This window comes from Pseudomonas sp. MDT2-39-1, from assembly GCF_054898085.1.
The window spans coordinates 6,370,577-6,388,641 of sequence record NZ_CM142716.1; the positions used below are offsets into that span (position 1 = coordinate 6,370,577).

Consider the following 18,065-nt stretch of genomic DNA (forward strand, 5'->3'; position numbering starts at 1 on the left):
GTTGAATGTACCGGCCTCTTCGCGGGCAAGCCTCGCTCCTACAGGGGAACGCGTGATCTCGCGTGGTTTTCAGACGCTGAGCATCAGAAATTCACGCTCCCAGGAGCTGATCACCCGTTTGAAGTTCTCGTGCTCGGCACGCTTGACCGCGACGTAACCCCGCACGAATTTGTCGCCCAGATACCGCTCGATGGTTTCGCACTCTTCCATCTGCGTCAGCGCGTCCTCGATGGTGATCGGCAGGCGCAGGTTGCGGCGCTCGTAGGCTCGGCCTTGTACTGCCGCACTCGGTTCGATGCGTTCGACCATGCCCAGGTAACCGCACAACAAACTGGCCGCAATCGCCAGGTACGGGTTGGCGTCAGCCCCCGGCAAGCGGTTTTCCACGCGCATCGAATCCGGCGTGGAGGTCGGCACACGCAGGCCGACGGTGCGGTTTTCTTCGCCCCATTCGACGTTGACCGGTGCCGAGGTGTCCGGCAGGAAGCGGCGGAACGAGTTGACGTTGGGCGCGAACATCGGCAGCACTTTCGGGATGTACTTTTGCAGACCGCCGATGTGGTGCAGGAACAGCTCACTCATCGTGCCGTCAGCATTGGCGAAGATCGGTTGCCCGGTGGCGATGTCGACCACGCTCTGGTGGATGTGCATGGCGCTGCCGGGCTCATCGCCAATCGGCTTGGCCATGAAGGTCGCCGCGACGTTGTGCTTGAGCGCCGCCTCACGCATCGTGCGTTTGAACACGGTGATCTGGTCGGCCAGGTCCAGCGCATCGCCATGACGGAAGTTGATTTCCATCTGCGCCGGGCCGTCTTCGTGGATCAGCGTATCGAGGTCCAGGCCTTGCAGTTCGCACCAGTCGTAGACGTCTTCGAACAGCGGATCGAATTCGTTGGCGGCGTCGATGGAAAACGATTGGCGACCACTTTCCGCACGGCCCGAACGACCCAGCGGCGCCTTGAGCGGCAAGTCCGGGTCTTCGCAGCGCTGGGTCAGGTAGAACTCCATTTCCGGCGCGACGATCGGCCGCCAGCCATTGTCGGTGTACAGCTGCAGCACTTTCTTCAGCACGTTGCGCGGCGACAGTTCAATCGGGTTGCCGAACTTGTCGAAGGTATCGTGGATCACGATGGCGGTCGGCTCGATGGCCCATGGAATTACGTACACCGCATCCGCGACGGGCTTGCAAACCATGTCGATGTCGGCCGGGTCGAGCAGGTCGTAGTAGATGTCGTCGTCGACAAAGTCCCCGGTTACCGTTTGCAAAAGCACACTTTCCGGCAGGCGCATGCCTCGCTCATGCAGGAACTTGTTGGTGGGTGCAATTTTGCCGCGTGCAATGCCGGTCAAGTCACTGACCACACACTCGACTTCGGTAATCTTGTGATCTTTCAGCCACGTGAACAGCTGATCGAAAGGGGCATTCATAAAGACCTCGTTATTGGTTTTATTAACGCCGGGGAGGGCGGTTTCATCCACCACACACTTCCCCTGAGACGCGTTGACGACTATCTTGGGCGAGCCTTGCGGTTCCATCTATCCACTTTAAGCAGCACCAAAACGCACCAAACGAGTGCGTAAGGTCTTTCATGTCAGCGTCCAGTCCGATCCAGGTTCAAGCGTTCAACACCGACGATGTCGCCGCGCAAATCCGCGCCACGCCGGGTTGGGTCCAGCATTATCAGCAGATGTCGCCGGGGCATTTCGCCGGGCGCGTGCGCTACCTCGACCTGCAAGGCGTGGAGATTTACGAAGAGCAGATGAACACCCGGGTCGAGCAGAACTTCAGCGCGCCCCAGGGTTCGCTGGCGTTCTGTTTCGATCGCAGCGACAACGCGCTGTACGTGTTGAATGGCGAAAGCCGCAACATCTGGATCACCCCGGAGAACTACCAGGAAATCGCTGTGGTGTTCGGGCCGGAGTTCGTTCAGCGTCACGGTTTGAATGTCGCGCGGATGGAAGGCTTGTTCATGTCACCGCTGAACTCGGGGCAGAACGCATTGTTCAGCCGCTGGTTGAGCGGCACCTTGACCCGGCTCGCCGGAACACTCGACCCGCCCAGCAAAGAAGCGCTGACTCAGCAACTGCTCGAAGACTGCCTGTACATCCTCGACAACGCCTGCGTGTGCCTCGATCGGGGCGGCCTGCAGCGCCGCACCGAAGAACGCGCGGTGATGAAACGCATCGGTGAGTGGGCCGCCGACTCACCGGAAGAAACCCTCAACCTGCTGGAACTGTCACAGGTGGCCGGGGTTTCTCTGCGTCAGTTGCAGCACGCGTTCAAGGCCTTCACCGGGATGACGCCGACCCATTGGCTGCGCCTGCGACGACTCAATAGCGCCCACCGCGAATTGCTCGCTCGAACACCGAATGACACCACCGTTGCCGAAGTGGCGATGAATTGGTCGTTCTGGCATTTGGGGCGGTTTTCCAGCAGCTATCGAGCGTTGTTCAAAGCGTTGCCGAGCGAAACACTCAAGCGCAATAGTCAGTGCTGATCGCACTATTAAAAGAGGCGGTTATTGCAAACTTGTAATTCTTGTACGTGTTCAGGTGTTTTCTATAATCCTCGTCTGTAGTCCATTTCCTGCAAGTGTCGCTCGATGTTTCAGGATTTTTCATTTCTGATTTTAATTTGTTTAAAATCAATTGGTTACGCTATCTGTATTGTATTTAAGCTGATTTGAGTCACGCGCAAGGGTCATCTAGGTTTCTGCTCGTCGATACAAGTTGTGTATCGATTTGAACGAACCGAGGCAAACAAAATGACTGTGCAGTTGAATGAATCAGAAAGTAGCCATGACCTTCCCAAAGCGGTACTTCAACTTATCTCGGGTGAGTTTCCGGGCGTGGCCCGCAGCGCCGGGATCTTTACCAAAGAAGACGTGATCAAGATAAAACAGTATGTAAAGAAAGGCCTCGCGCTGCCCAGCGAGTTGCCGGAGGTTGAGTCATACCTGAAGTACACCCACGTGGACATCGCCGGGCTGGAGCCCAGCGATATCCAGGTGTTGTTCAAGAAAATCAGAATTCATGCCGCCAGCTGGGATGCGGTGGAAAACAAGATCGTTCAGCAAAGTATCGATCTGAGTTCCGCTGCCAAAAACATCGTCAGCAGTGGTAGCGAAATCATTTCCGTGATCAAGGAAATGCCCATCATGGACCGCGTCAGAACGACGTTGGGCGAGATGAGCCAAAACGATCTCGAAGGCATCCGCTATACGTCTGACGACGGTGAAGTGGCGTCCGCCGTAACCGAAATCATCGAACTGATGAAGGTCGATATCAAACGCCAGCAAAGTGCGACCCAGGAACTGAAAGATCGCCTGTCCAATTTCAAGATCGAGCTGTCGGGCGGAGAGTTGTCCGGCGGTAAACGGGTCTTTGGCTTGCAGTCCGAAGTGAAGGGCAAGTACGACTTGATGGAACGCAACAACTTGCTCGAGTCCATCGCCAGTACCAAAGAAACGATCAAGGAAAAGAAGGAACGGATCACCCAGCTCGACAAGGATTACGACTATTACGTCGGCATGTCGTTCTCGGGAGGCCTGCCGATTTTCTGGCCGATTTCAGGTTCGATCTTCGGCCCGAAAGCCGAGACTGCCCGTAAAGAGCGCAATGCCCTGAAAACCGAAATCGACGCGCTGGAGCTGGCCGTCAGTGGCAAAGAGAACTTGCAGAGCGCCATCGAAAGTTCCATGTCCAACTTCGGTGATATCGGCATCCGCATGGCCGGCGCTGAAGCGGCACTCAATATCTTGAACACGATGTGGCAAACCATTCTGAGCAAGGTTGATTCATCAGCCGATCAGTTCGGGCGCATCAACAACGCCCTGCGCCTGACCTCATTTGTCGCCGAATTCGCGCAGGTGATCGATCCGTGGCGTGACGTCAAAAACACCGCTGGTGACTTGGTGTCGGTGTTTAACGAAGCCCTCGAAGAATACAAAAAAACCTTCAACTGATTTGCCAGCGGACAAAAGGATTATTGCCATGAGCAACGTGACGCCGATCGACGCGCCGGTTATTCCGGTCATTGACTTAAAAAACATCATTCAAACCATCCGTGACATCTCCAGGCTGGCGAACTTCAGAAATGAACGGCCGGACGTGCTGCAAGAGCGAGCCCACCGTGTGGTCGCGTATTTGAACAATATCGATACCGCCCTGCGTGAATCATTTCCGGTCTTGCTGACCGCACTGAATAGCGCTTTCGGGCAACACGGGTTTGAAGTGCTTGATGAGTTGAATGGCGCCTTGGCCAGACATGACCTGACACCGGAAGATCGGGCGCTGGTGGCCGACGAACTGGCCAATGTCAAAGGCAACATCAATACGATGCTGGAGGGCGTCGAGGCGAAATTTATCGCGCGCTCGCGGCTGCTTGAGAGTGAAGTACAAAGCCTTTACAAGATCGAAATCGGTGAGCGCGCGGATGAACCGCTGAAGGTCGCACGAGACCGCAAAGCCCGGATTCTGACCCAACTCAATGATCACCACCTCAATAAAGCGACGTGCGAGGAACAGCGGGACACGCTGATCAAGGCGCAGGACGTGATTCGCGAGTTCAACCTGGCCGACATGTACAAGAATTACATTCCGGACGCAAAAGCACTGGACGATCTGGACATGTCCAATCCGAAAAAGGAAGCCGTCAAACAGGGCATTGAACTGGTCAGGAAGGTGTTGGGAGTTGTCTCTGACGGGATCAAATACACTCAGCTTGCGACTTCGCGAAACAATCTGGACCTGGAGATTGAGTCAATTGCGCGGTTGGTCGAAGGGCTCAATAACGAGCTTCAGGCCGCCGAAGATCTCTTTTCCGACATCAGCGCCGTCGTGGAAATATGCCGCCGACGCAGGATCGCGGGTGAAGAGATCATCGTCGTGGCGGGTGTGTGGCGGGGGTTTTCAATGCACCTTGAGACACTGAAAAACCTGGAGTATAACCAGGCCGGGCTGGCCAGGCTCCTGACACGATACAAAAATCATCTTGAAGGGCTGGCGGGGGATTACAACAGCAGGATGATCAACTAGGCCATTAAACGCAGCCTCGTTTCACTCGACAGCTGCTACAGGTGTGCGCGTTCCCCTGTAGGAGCTGTCGAGTGAAACGAGGCTGCGATCTTTTGATCTCAGACCGTAGCCGCCGGTTTTGCCAGTTCAATGCCAGCCGCACCTAACCGTTTGAGAATTTCAAACAACAGATCACTCTTGGTCGTGCCGACGATTCTCGGGCTGCTGACGTAACCGGTGACCGTCAACGTGATGCCTTCGGGGCTCAGCTTGCTGAATCGAACGAACGGCGCCGGTTTATCGAGGATGGTTTCGTGCTCGGCGTAGGTGCTGTACAGCAGGTTTTGTACCTGTTCGGGATCGATGTCCAGCGGGAACACCAGTTCAAGTGTCGCCACCCCTTGTGCGCTTCCGCCGAGGGTGACGTTGCGCAGGTTTTGCGAAATCAGTTGTGAGTTGGGCACGATGACGATCGAGCGGTCACTGAGTTGTATTTCCGTGGCCCGGACGTTGATGCGGCGGATGTCGCCTTCGACGCCGCTGATGCTGATCAGGTCGCCCACCTTGACCGGGCGTTCGGTCAGGAGAATCAGCCCGGAGACGAAATTCTTGACGATTTCCTGCAAGCCGAAACCGATCCCCACCGACAAGGCGCTAACGATCCACGCCAGGTTGGTCCACTTGATGCCCAGGGATGACAACGTCAGCAGAATCACCAAGGCGTAGCCGATATTGGCGAACAGAGTGCTGAGGGAGGCACACATGCCAGGGTCCATGTCTGTCTTGGGCAGAAGCTCGTTATCCAGCCATCGGCGCAGTGAGCGAATCAGGTAGATACCGATGAACAGGGCCAGCAGCGCATTCAGCAAGTGGCCCGGAATGATGTTCAGTTTGCGCAGGCCATCGCCGCCGAGGATGGCGAACGTCTGGGTGAACAATTGCCCAAGCGTTGTGCCGACGCCACCGACAAACAGTGAAATGACCGACAGCAGCAATAAACCGGCGCGACCGACTCCGGACAGAATGATCGACACTTGCTCAAGGCGCACGTCGCCGATCCCGAGCAATTGTTTGAGCGCCTTGCCGCTGGGGCTCTTGGGTGAAAACAGGTACTCACAGCTGTCTCTGAACAACTGGATCAGCAAGTAGAAGCCGGAAAGGATGATAAAACCCCAGACCAATTGGTAGGTGATGAATCGTGCCAGAGAGATGTAGCCGATCAGCAGTGCAATCATCGCTACAACAATTGCGATACCGGCGAATGAATAAATCAGGCCGGCGACGGTGGTACTCGATTCGGGCGCTTCTCCGGTGGCAGCGACGGCTCTGCGGACTTTGCTGGCACGCCGGAACAACGTACCGATAATCAGCGTGACCACCAGCGCAATCAAACCCCGGCCGAAGAGGATGGCGGGCGGGCTCATGCCAGTGACGTTGGTGATTTGTGCCAGGCCTACCAGAATCAGCAGCGTGACAGCCAATATCCTCGGGAAGGGCTGGATCGCCAGTGCCACGGGATCGGCGATCGCAGGCAGTCGCCAGGAGGGATGTTTCGTCGACAGCAGCGCCCGGCTCAGACCGGTAATCAGGATGCAGAGGAAGATGACTTTTTCGAATTCATCGGCAAAGTTCTGAATCAGGGGCGTCAACGGCAGTTGTCGAGTCAGCGCATAAAACAGCAATTGCATCGCAAAAGCGGTGGCTAATACCGTGGCCACGACGGAAGCCAATGCGAGCGAACTTCGCCGCAAACGTCCTTCCGGCATTCGATGAATGCACACCCAGGTCAGCCCGCGCTCCGCGATTCTTCGGCCCCAAGACCAGATGCCCACGGCCAGTACGATCAACAAGACGGAAAACAGGCGCTCGCCGGGTTGCCAAGCGGCCTTGATTGCACTGGAGGCCTGCTGGATGAAATCGCTCAGCCGTTGGCGGTCCTCCTTGAGCGGATTGAACAAAGGCGCCCAGAAACCCGGCCCCAGGATACTGCCGCTGCGCAGCGTGACTTCGGTTTCCAGCAGGCTGCGGCGAATGCCGGCGATTTGAATGATCAGGCCGGCGGCATTGTTTCTGAGCGCCGCCAGAGTTTTCAGATTGGAGTCGACTTTGGTCTTTTGTTCGGAGAGAAAGGCTCTTTGCGTCGCAATATCCGTTTTCTCGGACGCGACATCCTCCTGCGATACCGGGCCCAACACATCCAGTTGCGCTTGCAGTTGCTTCTGCTCGGGCAGCAGAGAAGACTGCAGGCTGTTCACGTCATTGATAAACAACTGAACGGAGTCTTGCAGGCCGACCATCTGGGTCAGGTTATTGGCCAGCGAAATCTGTTGCTTGATTCGATCAAGGCGGATTTGCAGGTCTTGCAGATCACTTGGGGAGATTGCAACAGGCGCAGTGCCTGACATAGGGGTTGGCATCGCCGGCAGGTCGGCGGCCGACAGCGCTCCGCCATTGGTTCCAAGCAGCGTGAGCACGACGAACATCATTAACTTCAATGCATTACGCATGGGAGTGCTCGACTTTGTTGTGGGTCGCTCAACCTATGAGGTTAGGCCATCACGCCAAAACGATCGGAAAGAATCCTGTTCACCGTCCGGATCAGGCAATACCGCGCTGAGTGGATGCCGCGTGATCTACACTTCTTTGTTGCCAAATCAAGCCCGGAAGCAGTCATCAGCGGTCTACCACCCAGTTTTTTTTGCCGAGTGACAGGCTGCGTTGGAGGTCATTATGAGCAAGGTGTCATCCATCAGCCTGAGCATCGCGTTGGCGGTTGCCTGCACCCAGGGTTGGGCTGCAACGGTCGTTCCGATGAAAGGGCAGAGTTCGCAACAGACCCAGCTGGACATCAATGAATGCAATAGCATCGCGTCCAGTCAGGCCGCGTCGACCGCGCAGCCTGCTTCCGGAGGGCGAGTGCGCGGTGCTGTTGCGGGTGCTGCCGCCGGAGCGGCTGGGGCCCAAGTCCGCGGGCGTCAGCATGACGAGTTTTATGATCGCGTCGATGACGACACGAAGCAGGACTATCGGCAGAATCGTGCCAAAGAGACGGCGGTGGCGGGCTCGGTGGTGGGCGGTTCGCGTCAGCGCCAGGAGCGTCGGGCACAAGAGAAAACCAGTGCCGCGACCACCTCAACGGCGTACAGCAGTTGCCTGCAAGGCAAGGGCTATCAGTTTAATCCCTGAGCTTTTTGCGGCCGCTGCTCGAGCAGATGAACCATCAAACAGGCATACAACGTGACGGCGAGGAACAACCCCATCCGAACTGCAAACGCCGTGTACACGTCCTTGCCGGCGATGCTGTCCTGAACTGACTGCCCCAGCAGGATAATCAACGTGATCAGCGTGTTGAGCCAGAACCCCGGGGGGAACCGGGTCGCGCTCAGGGCATAGAGTTTGTGCGCGAGCACCAGGCTGAACAGCAGCATCCACAAATAGAACATCCACAGATGCACAAACAGGCTGAGGGCGCTCCAGAACAGGATCGCCAACAGGCCTGCGAGCAAGGTTGAGCCGACGAGTTCACGACCGGCATTGTGGGCGTTGGTCGTGGAGCTTTGCTGACCCAGGCTGACGGCCTTGAGGATGATCGGCAGATAACCGGCCGGGTCGACCAGCGCCAGCAGGAATGTCGGCAACACAATCAGGGTTGCACGCAGCGCCACTCGACTGACTTCTTCGGCGGGCAAGGGGGGCGCGGGCGGCGGGGAAGGGGCGTTCGGTGGATCCGGGAACAACCCGTGACTGAGCGCCACTACCGCAGCGGCGAGCAGCAAACCCTTGACGAGGGCACCGATGACCATCGCCGCCAGATCGAATTCGGCCACGCCTGCCGAGGAGATCATGGTCAGGCCAATCACCAGGAAGGTCACGATCAGGGCATTGCCGCCGCGCAGACCGAAACGGAACACCAGGAACAGACTCAGGCCGATCAGCAGTACGCCAGTGACGGGGTAATAACGCAGGATCGGGATCAACAACAGGCCGAGGCCCGTGGTCAACATCGCGGTCAGAGCGAGCACTACGGCCGCCTTGAACGGCAGCGGACGATTGATCGAAGCCAGCAGGATCAGGCACAGCACCGGCGCCAGAAAGGGGATCGGTAATCCCAGGCCGAAGCTGGCGGCCAGGCACAACGCCGTACCGGTGGCGAGTCGCAATGCGCGCTGTTCCCGGGGCGTGTGTTTAGTAGGCATACGAAAGCCAGCTCATAAACCCCACAAACACGTGGCCCAGCGGGTTCAGCGGGTTGCTTTGGGTGGGGAAGGCCATGACTTCGGCCTGCCCGCCGGCCCGGATGGCACGGCTGTCGCGCAAGGCTTTTCGGGCGTCGTCGGAGAACTCGATGATCACCGGAAAACGCTGGGCCGGTCGCAGCCAGTCGCGGCTGTTTTGCACGCCGGGCAGGGTGCCTGGCGCGGGTGTCTGCCCGACGCTGACCCCGTAACCGACACTGCGCACACGTCCCTCGAACACTTCGCCCGGCAGCGCATCCAGCACGATCGCCACCGGGGTATCGACTTTCACCAGACCGAGGTTGTTTTCGGTCATGTCCGCGCTGATCCATACATCATGGATGGCAATCAGGGTCATGACCGGGCCACCGGCCGCGGCGAACTGCCCGGCGTCGGTGCGCAGATCGGTGATCAGCCCTGCCGAACGTGCGCGGATCTGCGTGTTGGACAAATCCAGCTCGGCTTTTGACAGCGCCGTGGCGGCGCTACGCAGCAGAGCGTTGTCTTCCTCGCTGCCGCCTTCTTGTTCGCGCGCCCGTTGCACTTCGGCACGGGCGGCCGCGACCTGACTGACGGCCTGTTCACGGTTGGCGCGAGACACTTCGAGCAAGCGCACGGAAATGGTGCCAGGGTCTTCGCGGTACAAGCCTTCGAGGCGTTGGTTGTCTTGTTTCGCCTTGAGTTCATTGGCCTGCGCGGCCCGCAAGTTGGCTTGCGCCGAGGCGATGCCGGCGGTGCTGGCGCCGATCTGCCGACGTGTCGATTCAAGGTCTGCGCGCGCCCGATCCACGGCAATCTGGTACGGCTGCGGGTCCACCTCGAACAGCACGTCGCCGGCCTGGACGTCCTGATTGTTGCGCACGTTGACGCGGATCACCCGGCCAGCGACTTCCGAGGCGACCGGAATGACAAAGGCACCCACCCGCGCTTGTTGCGTATAAGGTGTGAAACGATCGGCCGCCAGGTACCACGCCAGGCTCAGGAGAATCAGGAACAGCACCCATTTGATGCCTTTTTTCGCCGGGTCGGCGGCAGGCGCGGGAGGCTTGGGGGCGGGCGCCTCGGGGACAGGCTGCGCGGCTTCACTCATGGCTGTTTACCTTGTGGGGCAGAGGGGCGACGGGCTCGCTCAACAGGTCGCCCCAGTCGCTGCGTTTTTCCATCTGCTGTCGGGTGGCATCATCGACTTTTGGCTGGGCGCTGTACCAACCGCCGCCCAAGGATTTGTACAGGGCAATCAGATTGCTCACGGCGTTGCTGCGGGCGACCAGGTAGTTGTCCTGCTGTTCGAGCAGTGCGCGCTGCGCATCCAGCACGCGCTGAAAGTCTGAGTAACCTTCGCGGTACTGCGCGCTGGCCAGTACCAATGAGCGTTTCGCGGCGACTTCGGCCTCGCTCAGGATGCGCTCGCGCTCCAGCGATTTGATCAAGCCCGTGGCGGCATCGTCAGCTTCGCGCGCGGCTTGGCGGACCTTGTCGCGATACGTCTCGATCAGTTGCTGCAACCGCGCATCCTGGACGCGCACGTTGTTGCTGATCTGGCCATGGTCGAACAGGTTCCAGCGCAGGCTGGGGCCGCCGAGCAGGTCCAGGCTTCTGGACGTGCCGTTGAGCGTGTCGGCCGACCAGACAATGCTGCCAAGCAAGGTCAATGACGGATAGAAATCACTTTCAGCCACGCCAATCATTGCGGACTGGGCGGCGACACTCAGCTCGGCGGCACGCACATCGGGCCGGCGCAGCAGCAGATTGGCCGGTACATCCTGGAGTACGACGCGATCGACCAGCGGGATCAGCCCTTGGTTCTCCGCCACCTGCGGCAACGTGCCGGGCGGTTGCCCGATCAGCACGGCCAAGGCATTGCGGGTTCGTTGCAGCTGGTCTTCGAGATTGGGGATGGTGCTCAGCGTGCCGAGGTATTGGGTTTTGGCTTGTTGCAAGTCCAGTTCGGCTTGCTGCCCACTGTTGAACAGCTTTTCGGTGATCTCGAAATTGCGTTTTTGCTGTTTGGCGTTCTCCCGGGCGACGCGCAATCGCGCCTCGGTGGTGCGCAACGAGAAGTAAGTGTCTGCGACCTGGGCGCGCAGCAACACCAGCACATCTTCATAGTTGGCCTGGGCCGAAAAGTAACTGGCGTCGGACGATTCGATGGCTCGGCTGAAACGGCCCCAGAAGTCCAGCTCCCAGCCAACGTCAAAGCCGGCGCTGTATTGCCAGAAATGGCTGTCCTGGGGATTGGTGCCACCGGATTGCCGGCGGTTGAAGTACAGACTGTCAGCACTGGCTTGCTGCAACTGCGGGTACAGCCCGCTTTGCGCAATGCCCAACTGGGCACGGGCTTCCATCACGCGCAGGCCGGCGATTTTCAGGCTGGCGTTATGAGCATCCGACTCGGCGATCAGCTGATTGAGCAGCGGATCGTTGAAGACCTGCCACCATTGGCGAATATCCGGGTTCGTCCCGCGTTGGCTGGCGTGTTCAAGGGCGGCGGTGTTCCACTGTTCGACCCAGGTTTCCCCCGGCGGCTGGAAGTCCGGTCCCAGCCTCACACAGCCACTCAGGCCAAGTACGCCGAGCAAGAGGAGGTGGCCTGGCAGCCTCAGCAGGGAACGGCCTCGATGCATTGGGTATCGTCCAACCAGGGAAGGTCACTGGAGCATAGCCGTCCAAATGAGCAACCGGCTGCTAAGCTTCTCAAGCACCCTCAAACCTTCTGCGATCACTTATAGGCAGGACACTCATGAGTAACCCCCAAGGTCAGGCTGAACCCCACTCCGCTGGTTGGCGCTTCAAAGTGGGCATCGCAATTATTTGCTTGATGTTGGGCTCGTGGCTGATGGTGCCGATCGCCGCGGCGCTCGACATTCCAGGCTCTAGAATCGCCGCGCTGACCGGCGTTTTGTTCATCAGCAATAAAGTCCTGCTGATCGTCGTCATTGCTGTCATGGGCAAGGCCGGGTTCCAGCAGTTGAAAAGCAAGCTGTTCGGTTACGTGTCCGGCCTTGCGCCGTCTGTCGATGCCGAAGTAGGGCCGATTCGTCATCGGCTCGGTATCGTGATGTTTTGTTTGCCGCTGATCTCGGCCTTTCTTGAACCCTACATCGACACATTCTGGGCTGGGTTCAGACCGAACCTGTGGCAGTTGCAGGTGCTGGGCGACGCCATGCTGATCGGCAGCTTTTTTGTGCTGGGGGGCAACTTCTGGGACAAGGTGCGGGCGTTGTTTATCCGCACGGCAAAGGTCGTCATTCCAGGTACGGTGTGAGGCTGTTCGCTAGCGCGTGATGATCCCGTGATCGATCGCGTATTTGACCAGGGCCGCGGGTTTGTCGATGTTGAGTTTGCGGCGGATGCTCAGGCGATGGGTTTCGACCGTGCGCACGCTGATGTCCAGCTCGCGGGCCATTTCCTTGTTGTTCAGCCCTTGTGCCATCTTGTACAACACCTGGCTTTCACGGGGTGTCAGCTCGTTGTCGGTGCTTTTATCGGAAATCAGCCGCTGGGCGATTTCGGCGCTGTAGAACGTGCCGCCACTGGCGATGGCTTCGATCGCCGCAATGATTTCCCGCGACGGTGAGTTCTTCAGCACATAGCCGCTGGCGCCGGCGCGAACCGATTCACTGACGTATTCATAATTGTCGTACATGCTCAGCACCAAGACCTTCAGCGACGGGTACTGGCTGCGCAACACACGGGTCAGCTCAAGCCCGTTCATGTCGCGCAGGCTGATGTCGACCAGCAACAAGTCTGGCTGGCAGCGCCCGACCATATCGATGGCATCCGCGCCACTCTCGGCTTCGCCTACCACTTCCAGGGGCGCCATGACCGCGAGCAACGCTTTGATCCCGTCGCGGACCAGGGAGTGATCGTCGACCAGGGCGACGCGGATCGGGTAGGGCAGGTTCATCGCGGGTATTCACTCTTGTTGTAATGGGCTGAGTCAGCGTTTTGCGCCGGGCATTTTCATCGGCAGCAGCACGTCCAGCTCACTTCTTCCGGGTATCGAAATCAGGTCGAAACGTCCACCAAAATGTTCGACACGCTCACGGATATTACGCAGGCCAATGCCCGCATGGCGACGTTCAACTTGGGCGACGTTGAATCCGACACCATCGTCGACCACCGTCAACCGCACAGTTTCTTGCGACCCGTGCAGGGTAATCGAAACGTTTTTCGCCTGTGCGTGGCGTTCGATGTTGGTGAGGCCTTCTTGCACAATCCGGAACAGCGACACCGCTGCGCCATCGACCAGGTCACAGTCGAACTCATTATCGTCGTAAGTCACGGTGAGCCCGCTGCGTTGCTCGAATTCTGCGGCGAGTTGGCCGATCGCCGCCGGCAGACCCAAGGTGTCGAGCAGCGACGAACGCAGGTCGTGGGAGAGGCTGCGAACTTCACCAATCGCGTCGCCGAGGCGTGCCGTGGCGTCTTTTAGCGTGCTCAACCCCTTGTCTTGCGCCTGGTCATTCTCCAGCAGAAGACTGGCCAGTTCGAACTGAAACTTAATGGAGACGAGCACCTGACTGATGCCGTCGTGCAGCTCGCGGGAAACCCGTGATCGCTCTTCTTCCTGCAAGCTGACGATACGCTGGGTCAGGCGCTGCAGCTTTTTGTCCGCCAGACGATGCTCGCTGACGTTGAGCGTCATGCCACTGGCGAAGACAAACAGCACGGCCACGAGGGCCACTGCGGCAATCGCCAACATGGTCTTGCGAATGCCTTGAGCTACTTCGTCACGCGCCTGCTGGGTGGCGCGCTCAACGTCTTCCAGGTAGATGCCGGTGCCGAGCATCCAGCCCCAACGATCCAGCATCACCACATAAGCGAGTTTGTCGGTTACCTGGCCGGAGGAGGGCTTGTTCCAGGCGTAGCGCTGAAAACCTTCGCCGGATTGCGCACTTTTGAGCAACGCCTGGATCACTGGCAAACCGTGAGGGTCCTTCATGTCCCACAGGTATTTGCCCACCAGCTCTGACTGGCGCGCATGCATCAGGCTGCGACCCTCGCGGTCGTAGACGAAGAAGTAGCCATTGATGCCGAAGCTGAGCTTGCGCAGTTCCTCCAGCACTTGTTGCTGGGCGTGCTCGTCCCCGTGGCCGTCGTCGTACAGCGGTGCAATCAGGCTTTGCGCCATTTCCACGTAGTTTTTCAGCTCGGCACGCTTGCTGGCCAGAATGCTGTCTTCGATCAGCTGCGCCTGTTGATCGCCGAGTTGGCGATTCAGGGAAATCACCAGCGCGCAGATCACGGCGATCGCCAACACCAGCGGCAGAATCCCGAGCGCGACGATTTTGTGTTTGAGCTGCATCTTGGCTCCTGACCGGACCGAGGGAAGGCGAAGGCCCGGCATCATATGCCAAAGATACGCGCGTCCAGTAGCGGTGCTGGACGGAATGACCTGCGGCGGTCACGTCTGTCAGCCAACATGCAAAACCCTGTGGGAGCGGGCTTGCTCGCGAAAGCGGTGTGTCAGCCAGCAAAAATACTGAATGACACACCGCTTTCGCGAGCAAGCCCGCTCCCACATGGATATCAGGGCATCTACGTAGAACTACGTAGATGCCACGTACGTAGTAACGCGGATTTATTTGTAGATGGCATGCGGGGATATTGGGCCAGCTCCGCACCGCGGACACAATTATAAAAATTACCGCCGCAGTCACTGGCTGTCGGCAGGAGACACGCTATGCCCCGTCTGGCTAAACACCTCGCCTGGTTTGCCGTGGCTGTCCTGGGAGCGTTTGCGCTAAGTGTTGTGGCCCTGCGCCGCGGCGAAGCGATCAATGCCCTCTGGATCGTAGTCGCAGCAGTCGCTATCTACCTCGTCGCATACCGCTACTACAGCCTGTTCATCGCCACCAAGGTGATGCAACTCGACCCCAATCGTGCCACGCCCGCCGTCATCAATAATGATGGCCTGGACTACGTGCCGACCAACAAACACGTGCTTTTTGGTCACCACTTCGCTGCCATCGCTGGCGCGGGGCCTTTGGTCGGTCCGGTATTGGCCGCACAGATGGGCTACCTGCCCGGCACGCTGTGGCTGATTGCCGGTGTGGTGCTGGCCGGCGCCGTTCAGGACTTCATGGTCCTGTTCATGTCCACCCGCCGCAACGGTCGCTCGCTGGGCGACATGGTCCGTGAAGAAATGGGCCGCATCCCCGGGACCATCGCGCTGTTTGGTTGCTTCCTGATCATGATCATCATCCTCGCGGTGCTGGCGCTGATCGTCGTGAAAGCCCTGGCCGAGAGTCCATGGGGCATTTTCACGGTGATGGCAACCATCCCGATCGCGATGTTCATGGGCATTTACATGCGCTACATCCGTCCGGGCCGCATCGGTGAAATCTCCATTGTCGGCGTGCTATTGCTCCTGGGTTCGATCTGGCTCGGAGGGCAGATTGCCGCTGATCCGGTTTGGGCCAAGGCCTTTACCTTCACTGGCATTCAGATCACCTGGATGTTGATCGGCTACGGCTTTGTCGCTGCGGTATTGCCGGTGTGGCTGATTCTGGCACCGCGTGACTACCTGTCGACCTTCCTCAAAATCGGCACCATCGTGGCCTTGGCGATCGGCATTCTGATCACCATGCCCGACCTGAAAATGCCGGCACTGACCCAGTTCATCGACGGCACCGGCCCGGTGTGGAAAGGTGGGCTGTTCCCGTTCCTGTTCATTACCATCGCTTGTGGCGCGGTCTCCGGTTTCCACGCGCTGATCGCTTCCGGCACCACGCCGAAACTGTTGGCCAGCGAAAGCCATGCCCGCTACATCGGTTACGGCGGCATGCTGATGGAGTCCTTCGTCGCCATCATGGCCATGGTCGCGGCTTCGGTGATCGAACCGGGCGTGTATTTCGCCATGAACAGCCCGGCGGCGCTTGTCGGCTCGGATGCTGTTTCGGTTGCTCAGACCGTCAGCAGCTGGGGTTTTGCAATTACTCCGGAAGCGCTGCAAGCGGTGGCCAAGGACATCGGTGAAACCACGATCCTGGCTCGTGCCGGTGGCGCACCAACGTTGGCAGTCGGCATCGCGCAGATCCTGCACCACGTTCTGCCGGGTGAAAACACCATGGCGTTCTGGTACCACTTCGCGATCCTGTTCGAAGCGCTGTTCATCCTGACGGCGGTTGACGCCGGCACCCGTGCCGGACGCTTCATGCTGCAGGACTTGCTCGGCTCGTTCGTGCCATCCCTGAAGCGCACCGAGTCCTGGACTGCCAACCTGATCGCAACCGCCGGTTGTGTGGCGATGTGGGGTTATCTGTTGTACCAGGGTGTGATCGATCCACTGGGCGGCATCAACACCTTGTGGCCGTTGTTCGGTATTTCCAATCAGATGCTGGCCGGTATCGCGCTGATGTTGGCGACTGTTGTGCTGATCAAAATGAAGCGCCAGCGCTACGTCTGGGTGACCATGCTGCCAGCGGTATGGCTGCTGATCTGCACCACCACCGCAGGCTTCATCAAGCTGTTCGATGCCAACCCGGCGATCGGTTTCCTGGCTTTGGCCAAGAAATATAGCGACGCGCTGGCCAACGGTCAGATCCTCGCTCCGGCGAAGAGCATCGACCAGATGCATCACGTGATCTACAACGCCTACACCAACGCAACGCTCACCGCGCTGTTCCTGCTGGTGGTCTTCAGCATCCTGTTCTTTGCGCTCAAGGTCGGCATTGCCGCCTGGGGCAGCAAGGAGCGTACGGATAAAGAAGCGCCATTCCAGGCGCTGCCGCAAGCGTGATGGAGGAGGGCGCCAATGTTCAATGACCTGAGTCGCCTCGGCAAATACCTCGGTCAGGCCGCACGCCTGATGGTGGGGATGCCGGATTACGACACCTACGTCGAACATATGCAGAACAAACATCCGGACAGACCGGTGATGAGCTACGAAGTGTTCTTTCGGGAACGCCAGGAAGCGCGTTACGGGAGCAAGGCCGGGCCGAAGTGTTGTTGATGCAACAGCCGGTTTGATGCAATCCCTGTGGGAGCGAGTTTGCTCCCACATTTTTTGCGTTGCCTTTTCAAATTCTCAGCGGCTTCCTCGGCGCCTGTAAAATTTTAACCATGGACTAAACTCAGCGATCACAGCGACTGTGAGGTTTGGGCCATGGCAAAGGACAAGAAAGGCACAAAGAAAAATGATTCCGCCGCAAGCTCGAAGATGTCCAGCAAGGACTACCTGAGCGAACTTAAATCCAGATGACCAGCAATGTGTTTAAAACCCTTGTTCCTGGCGCTGAAGGATTGATTGCAGCACCGGATTTGGAGCCTCATACGGAAGGTGGTTTCTATCGCAGAACCTTCCAATCGGATCACCATTCCATGGTTGAAACCGATAGCGGCCCGCGTTACCTGATGACATCCATTTACTATTTGCTGACCAAAGATGCGCCGGCAGGTCATTTTCATTTCAACCAATCAGACATCGTGCATTACTACCGTTTGGGAGACGCAATTCAGTACAGCCTGATTTTTCCAGACGGCGGAAAACTGTGGTGATGGGCAGCGACGTTATTGCCGGGCAATAATTGCAGCTGCACGTACCGGGCGGTGTCTGGAAAGCTTCGCGGCTGACAGATGGATTGGCGGGATACGGATTGATCAGTGAATCGGTTTCACCTGGGTTTGATTATGCCGACATGGAGTTGGGTCATCGGCAGAAGCTCAGCGTACAGTTTCCAGAGTATTCGGAGCTGATTGGAGTGCTGACACAAGAATGAGGAGCTGGGGTGAATTGAGGGCTTCAAAATCTGCGTACAACCGGGTCAGTCTCGAAACATTTTGTCGCTGAAAATAGGAATAGTCGGATGG

14 protein-coding genes and 1 pseudogene are annotated in these 18,065 nt (G+C 58.2%); 8 read left to right on the forward strand and 7 right to left on the reverse strand.

Annotated features, from left to right (window positions below):
* Positions 1-69: 69 nt before the first annotated feature.
* On the reverse strand, positions 70-1,428 hold the full coding sequence (locus ACYZTM_RS29480) for a glutamine synthetase family protein (RefSeq protein WP_461986197.1): 1,359 nt from the start codon (positions 1,426-1,428) through the stop codon (positions 70-72).
* Between the two features lie 161 nt (positions 1,429-1,589).
* Between ACYZTM_RS29480 and ACYZTM_RS29485 the strand changes: the two genes are divergently transcribed.
* The 3 genes from ACYZTM_RS29485 to ACYZTM_RS29495 all read left to right on the forward strand — a co-directional run bounded on the left by ACYZTM_RS29485 (position 1,590) and on the right by ACYZTM_RS29495 (position 5,037).
* A complete protein-coding gene (locus ACYZTM_RS29485; protein ID WP_461986199.1) occupies positions 1,590-2,498 on the forward strand; it encodes a helix-turn-helix domain-containing protein in 909 nt (302 codons plus the stop codon).
* Between the two features lie 267 nt (positions 2,499-2,765).
* On the forward strand, positions 2,766-3,965 hold the full coding sequence (locus ACYZTM_RS29490) for an alpha-xenorhabdolysin family binary toxin subunit A (protein ID WP_461986201.1): 1,200 nt from the start codon (positions 2,766-2,768) through the stop codon (positions 3,963-3,965).
* Between the two features lie 28 nt (positions 3,966-3,993).
* On the forward strand, positions 3,994-5,037 hold the full coding sequence (locus tag ACYZTM_RS29495; RefSeq protein WP_461986203.1) for an alpha-xenorhabdolysin family binary toxin subunit B: 1,044 nt from the start codon (positions 3,994-3,996) through the stop codon (positions 5,035-5,037).
* A gap of 98 nt (positions 5,038-5,135) precedes the next feature.
* On the opposite strand, the gene ACYZTM_RS29500 is transcribed toward ACYZTM_RS29495, so the two are convergent.
* Positions 5,136-7,523: a DUF3772 domain-containing protein gene (locus tag ACYZTM_RS29500; protein ID WP_461986205.1), complete on the reverse strand. Its 2,388-nt coding sequence runs from the start codon at positions 7,521-7,523 to the stop codon at positions 5,136-5,138.
* A gap of 223 nt (positions 7,524-7,746) precedes the next feature.
* Between ACYZTM_RS29500 and ACYZTM_RS29505 the strand changes: the two genes are divergently transcribed.
* Complete coding sequence (locus ACYZTM_RS29505; RefSeq protein ID WP_461986207.1) at positions 7,747-8,202, forward strand: hypothetical protein; 456 nt, start codon at positions 7,747-7,749, stop codon at positions 8,200-8,202.
* On the opposite strand, the gene ACYZTM_RS29510 is transcribed toward ACYZTM_RS29505, so the two are convergent.
* The 3 genes from ACYZTM_RS29510 to ACYZTM_RS29520 are packed head-to-tail and all read right to left on the reverse strand — an operon-like array spanning position 8,187 to position 11,875.
* Positions 8,187-9,212, reverse strand: a complete 1,026-nt coding sequence (locus ACYZTM_RS29510) for a DUF2955 domain-containing protein (protein WP_461986209.1) — start codon at positions 9,210-9,212, stop codon at positions 8,187-8,189. The genes ACYZTM_RS29505 and ACYZTM_RS29510 overlap by 16 nt on opposite strands.
* Positions 9,202-10,341: an HlyD family secretion protein gene (locus ACYZTM_RS29515; RefSeq protein ID WP_461986211.1), complete on the reverse strand. Its 1,140-nt coding sequence runs from the start codon at positions 10,339-10,341 to the stop codon at positions 9,202-9,204. The genes ACYZTM_RS29510 and ACYZTM_RS29515 overlap by 11 nt, the downstream gene beginning before the upstream one ends.
* On the reverse strand, positions 10,334-11,875 hold the full coding sequence (locus tag ACYZTM_RS29520) for an efflux transporter outer membrane subunit (RefSeq protein WP_461986213.1): 1,542 nt from the start codon (positions 11,873-11,875) through the stop codon (positions 10,334-10,336). Before ACYZTM_RS29520 ends, ACYZTM_RS29515 begins: the two co-directional genes overlap by 8 nt.
* 116 nt (positions 11,876-11,991) lie before the next feature.
* On the opposite strand from ACYZTM_RS29520, the gene ACYZTM_RS29525 reads away from it, so the two are divergent.
* A complete protein-coding gene (locus tag ACYZTM_RS29525; protein WP_461986215.1) occupies positions 11,992-12,516 on the forward strand; it encodes a transporter suffix domain-containing protein in 525 nt (174 codons plus the stop codon).
* A gap of 9 nt (positions 12,517-12,525) precedes the next feature.
* Here ACYZTM_RS29525 and ACYZTM_RS29530 read toward each other — a convergent pair whose 3' ends face one another.
* Positions 12,526-13,158 carry a response regulator gene (locus ACYZTM_RS29530; RefSeq protein WP_461986217.1) on the reverse strand — a complete coding sequence of 211 codons (633 nt, stop codon included), beginning with the start codon at positions 13,156-13,158 and terminating at the stop codon, positions 12,526-12,528.
* Between the two features lie 33 nt (positions 13,159-13,191).
* Positions 13,192-14,559, reverse strand: coding sequence for a cache domain-containing protein (locus ACYZTM_RS29535; RefSeq protein WP_461986219.1), 1,368 nt, complete (start codon positions 14,557-14,559; stop codon positions 13,192-13,194).
* A 378-nt stretch (positions 14,560-14,937) separates the two neighbouring features.
* Between ACYZTM_RS29535 and ACYZTM_RS29540 the strand changes: the two genes are divergently transcribed.
* The 3 genes and pseudogenes from ACYZTM_RS29540 (at position 14,938) to ACYZTM_RS29550 (ending at position 17,974) form a co-directional block, all read left to right on the forward strand.
* Positions 14,938-16,995 (forward strand): carbon starvation CstA family protein, encoded by a 2,058-nt coding sequence (locus ACYZTM_RS29540; RefSeq protein WP_461986221.1) that lies wholly within the window; start codon positions 14,938-14,940, stop codon positions 16,993-16,995.
* A gap of 15 nt (positions 16,996-17,010) precedes the next feature.
* Complete coding sequence (locus ACYZTM_RS29545) at positions 17,011-17,208, forward strand: YbdD/YjiX family protein (protein ID WP_461986223.1); 198 nt, start codon at positions 17,011-17,013, stop codon at positions 17,206-17,208.
* Positions 17,209-17,453: 245 nt separating this feature from the next.
* Positions 17,454-17,974 (forward strand): annotated as a pseudogene (locus ACYZTM_RS29550) (cupin domain-containing protein).
* Positions 17,975-18,065: the final 91 nt, after the last annotated feature.

What these genes read in the sequence shown, in the direction of transcription:
- ACYZTM_RS29530 (WP_461986217.1), bottom strand. Translation starts at nt 13,158, where the DNA reads ATGAACCTGCCCTACCCGATCCGCGTCGCCCTGGTCGACGATCACTCC.
- ACYZTM_RS29535 (WP_461986219.1), bottom strand. Translation starts at nt 14,559, where the DNA reads ATGCAGCTCAAACACAAAATCGTCGCGCTCGGGATTCTGCCGCTGGTG.
- ACYZTM_RS29500 (WP_461986205.1), bottom strand. Translation starts at nt 7,523, where the DNA reads ATGCGTAATGCATTGAAGTTAATGATGTTCGTCGTGCTCACGCTGCTT.
- ACYZTM_RS29505 (WP_461986207.1), top strand. Translation starts at nt 7,747, where the DNA reads ATGAGCAAGGTGTCATCCATCAGCCTGAGCATCGCGTTGGCGGTTGCC.
- ACYZTM_RS29485 (WP_461986199.1), top strand. Translation starts at nt 1,590, where the DNA reads ATGTCAGCGTCCAGTCCGATCCAGGTTCAAGCGTTCAACACCGACGAT.
- ACYZTM_RS29540 (WP_461986221.1), top strand. Translation starts at nt 14,938, where the DNA reads ATGCCCCGTCTGGCTAAACACCTCGCCTGGTTTGCCGTGGCTGTCCTG.
- ACYZTM_RS29510 (WP_461986209.1), bottom strand. Translation starts at nt 9,212, where the DNA reads ATGCCTACTAAACACACGCCCCGGGAACAGCGCGCATTGCGACTCGCC.
- ACYZTM_RS29545 (WP_461986223.1), top strand. Translation starts at nt 17,011, where the DNA reads ATGTTCAATGACCTGAGTCGCCTCGGCAAATACCTCGGTCAGGCCGCA.
- ACYZTM_RS29490 (WP_461986201.1), top strand. Translation starts at nt 2,766, where the DNA reads ATGACTGTGCAGTTGAATGAATCAGAAAGTAGCCATGACCTTCCCAAA.
- ACYZTM_RS29480 (WP_461986197.1), bottom strand. Translation starts at nt 1,428, where the DNA reads ATGAATGCCCCTTTCGATCAGCTGTTCACGTGGCTGAAAGATCACAAG.
- ACYZTM_RS29515 (WP_461986211.1), bottom strand. Translation starts at nt 10,341, where the DNA reads ATGAGTGAAGCCGCGCAGCCTGTCCCCGAGGCGCCCGCCCCCAAGCCT.
- ACYZTM_RS29525 (WP_461986215.1), top strand. Translation starts at nt 11,992, where the DNA reads ATGAGTAACCCCCAAGGTCAGGCTGAACCCCACTCCGCTGGTTGGCGC.
- ACYZTM_RS29495 (WP_461986203.1), top strand. Translation starts at nt 3,994, where the DNA reads ATGAGCAACGTGACGCCGATCGACGCGCCGGTTATTCCGGTCATTGAC.
- ACYZTM_RS29520 (WP_461986213.1), bottom strand. Translation starts at nt 11,875, where the DNA reads ATGCATCGAGGCCGTTCCCTGCTGAGGCTGCCAGGCCACCTCCTCTTG.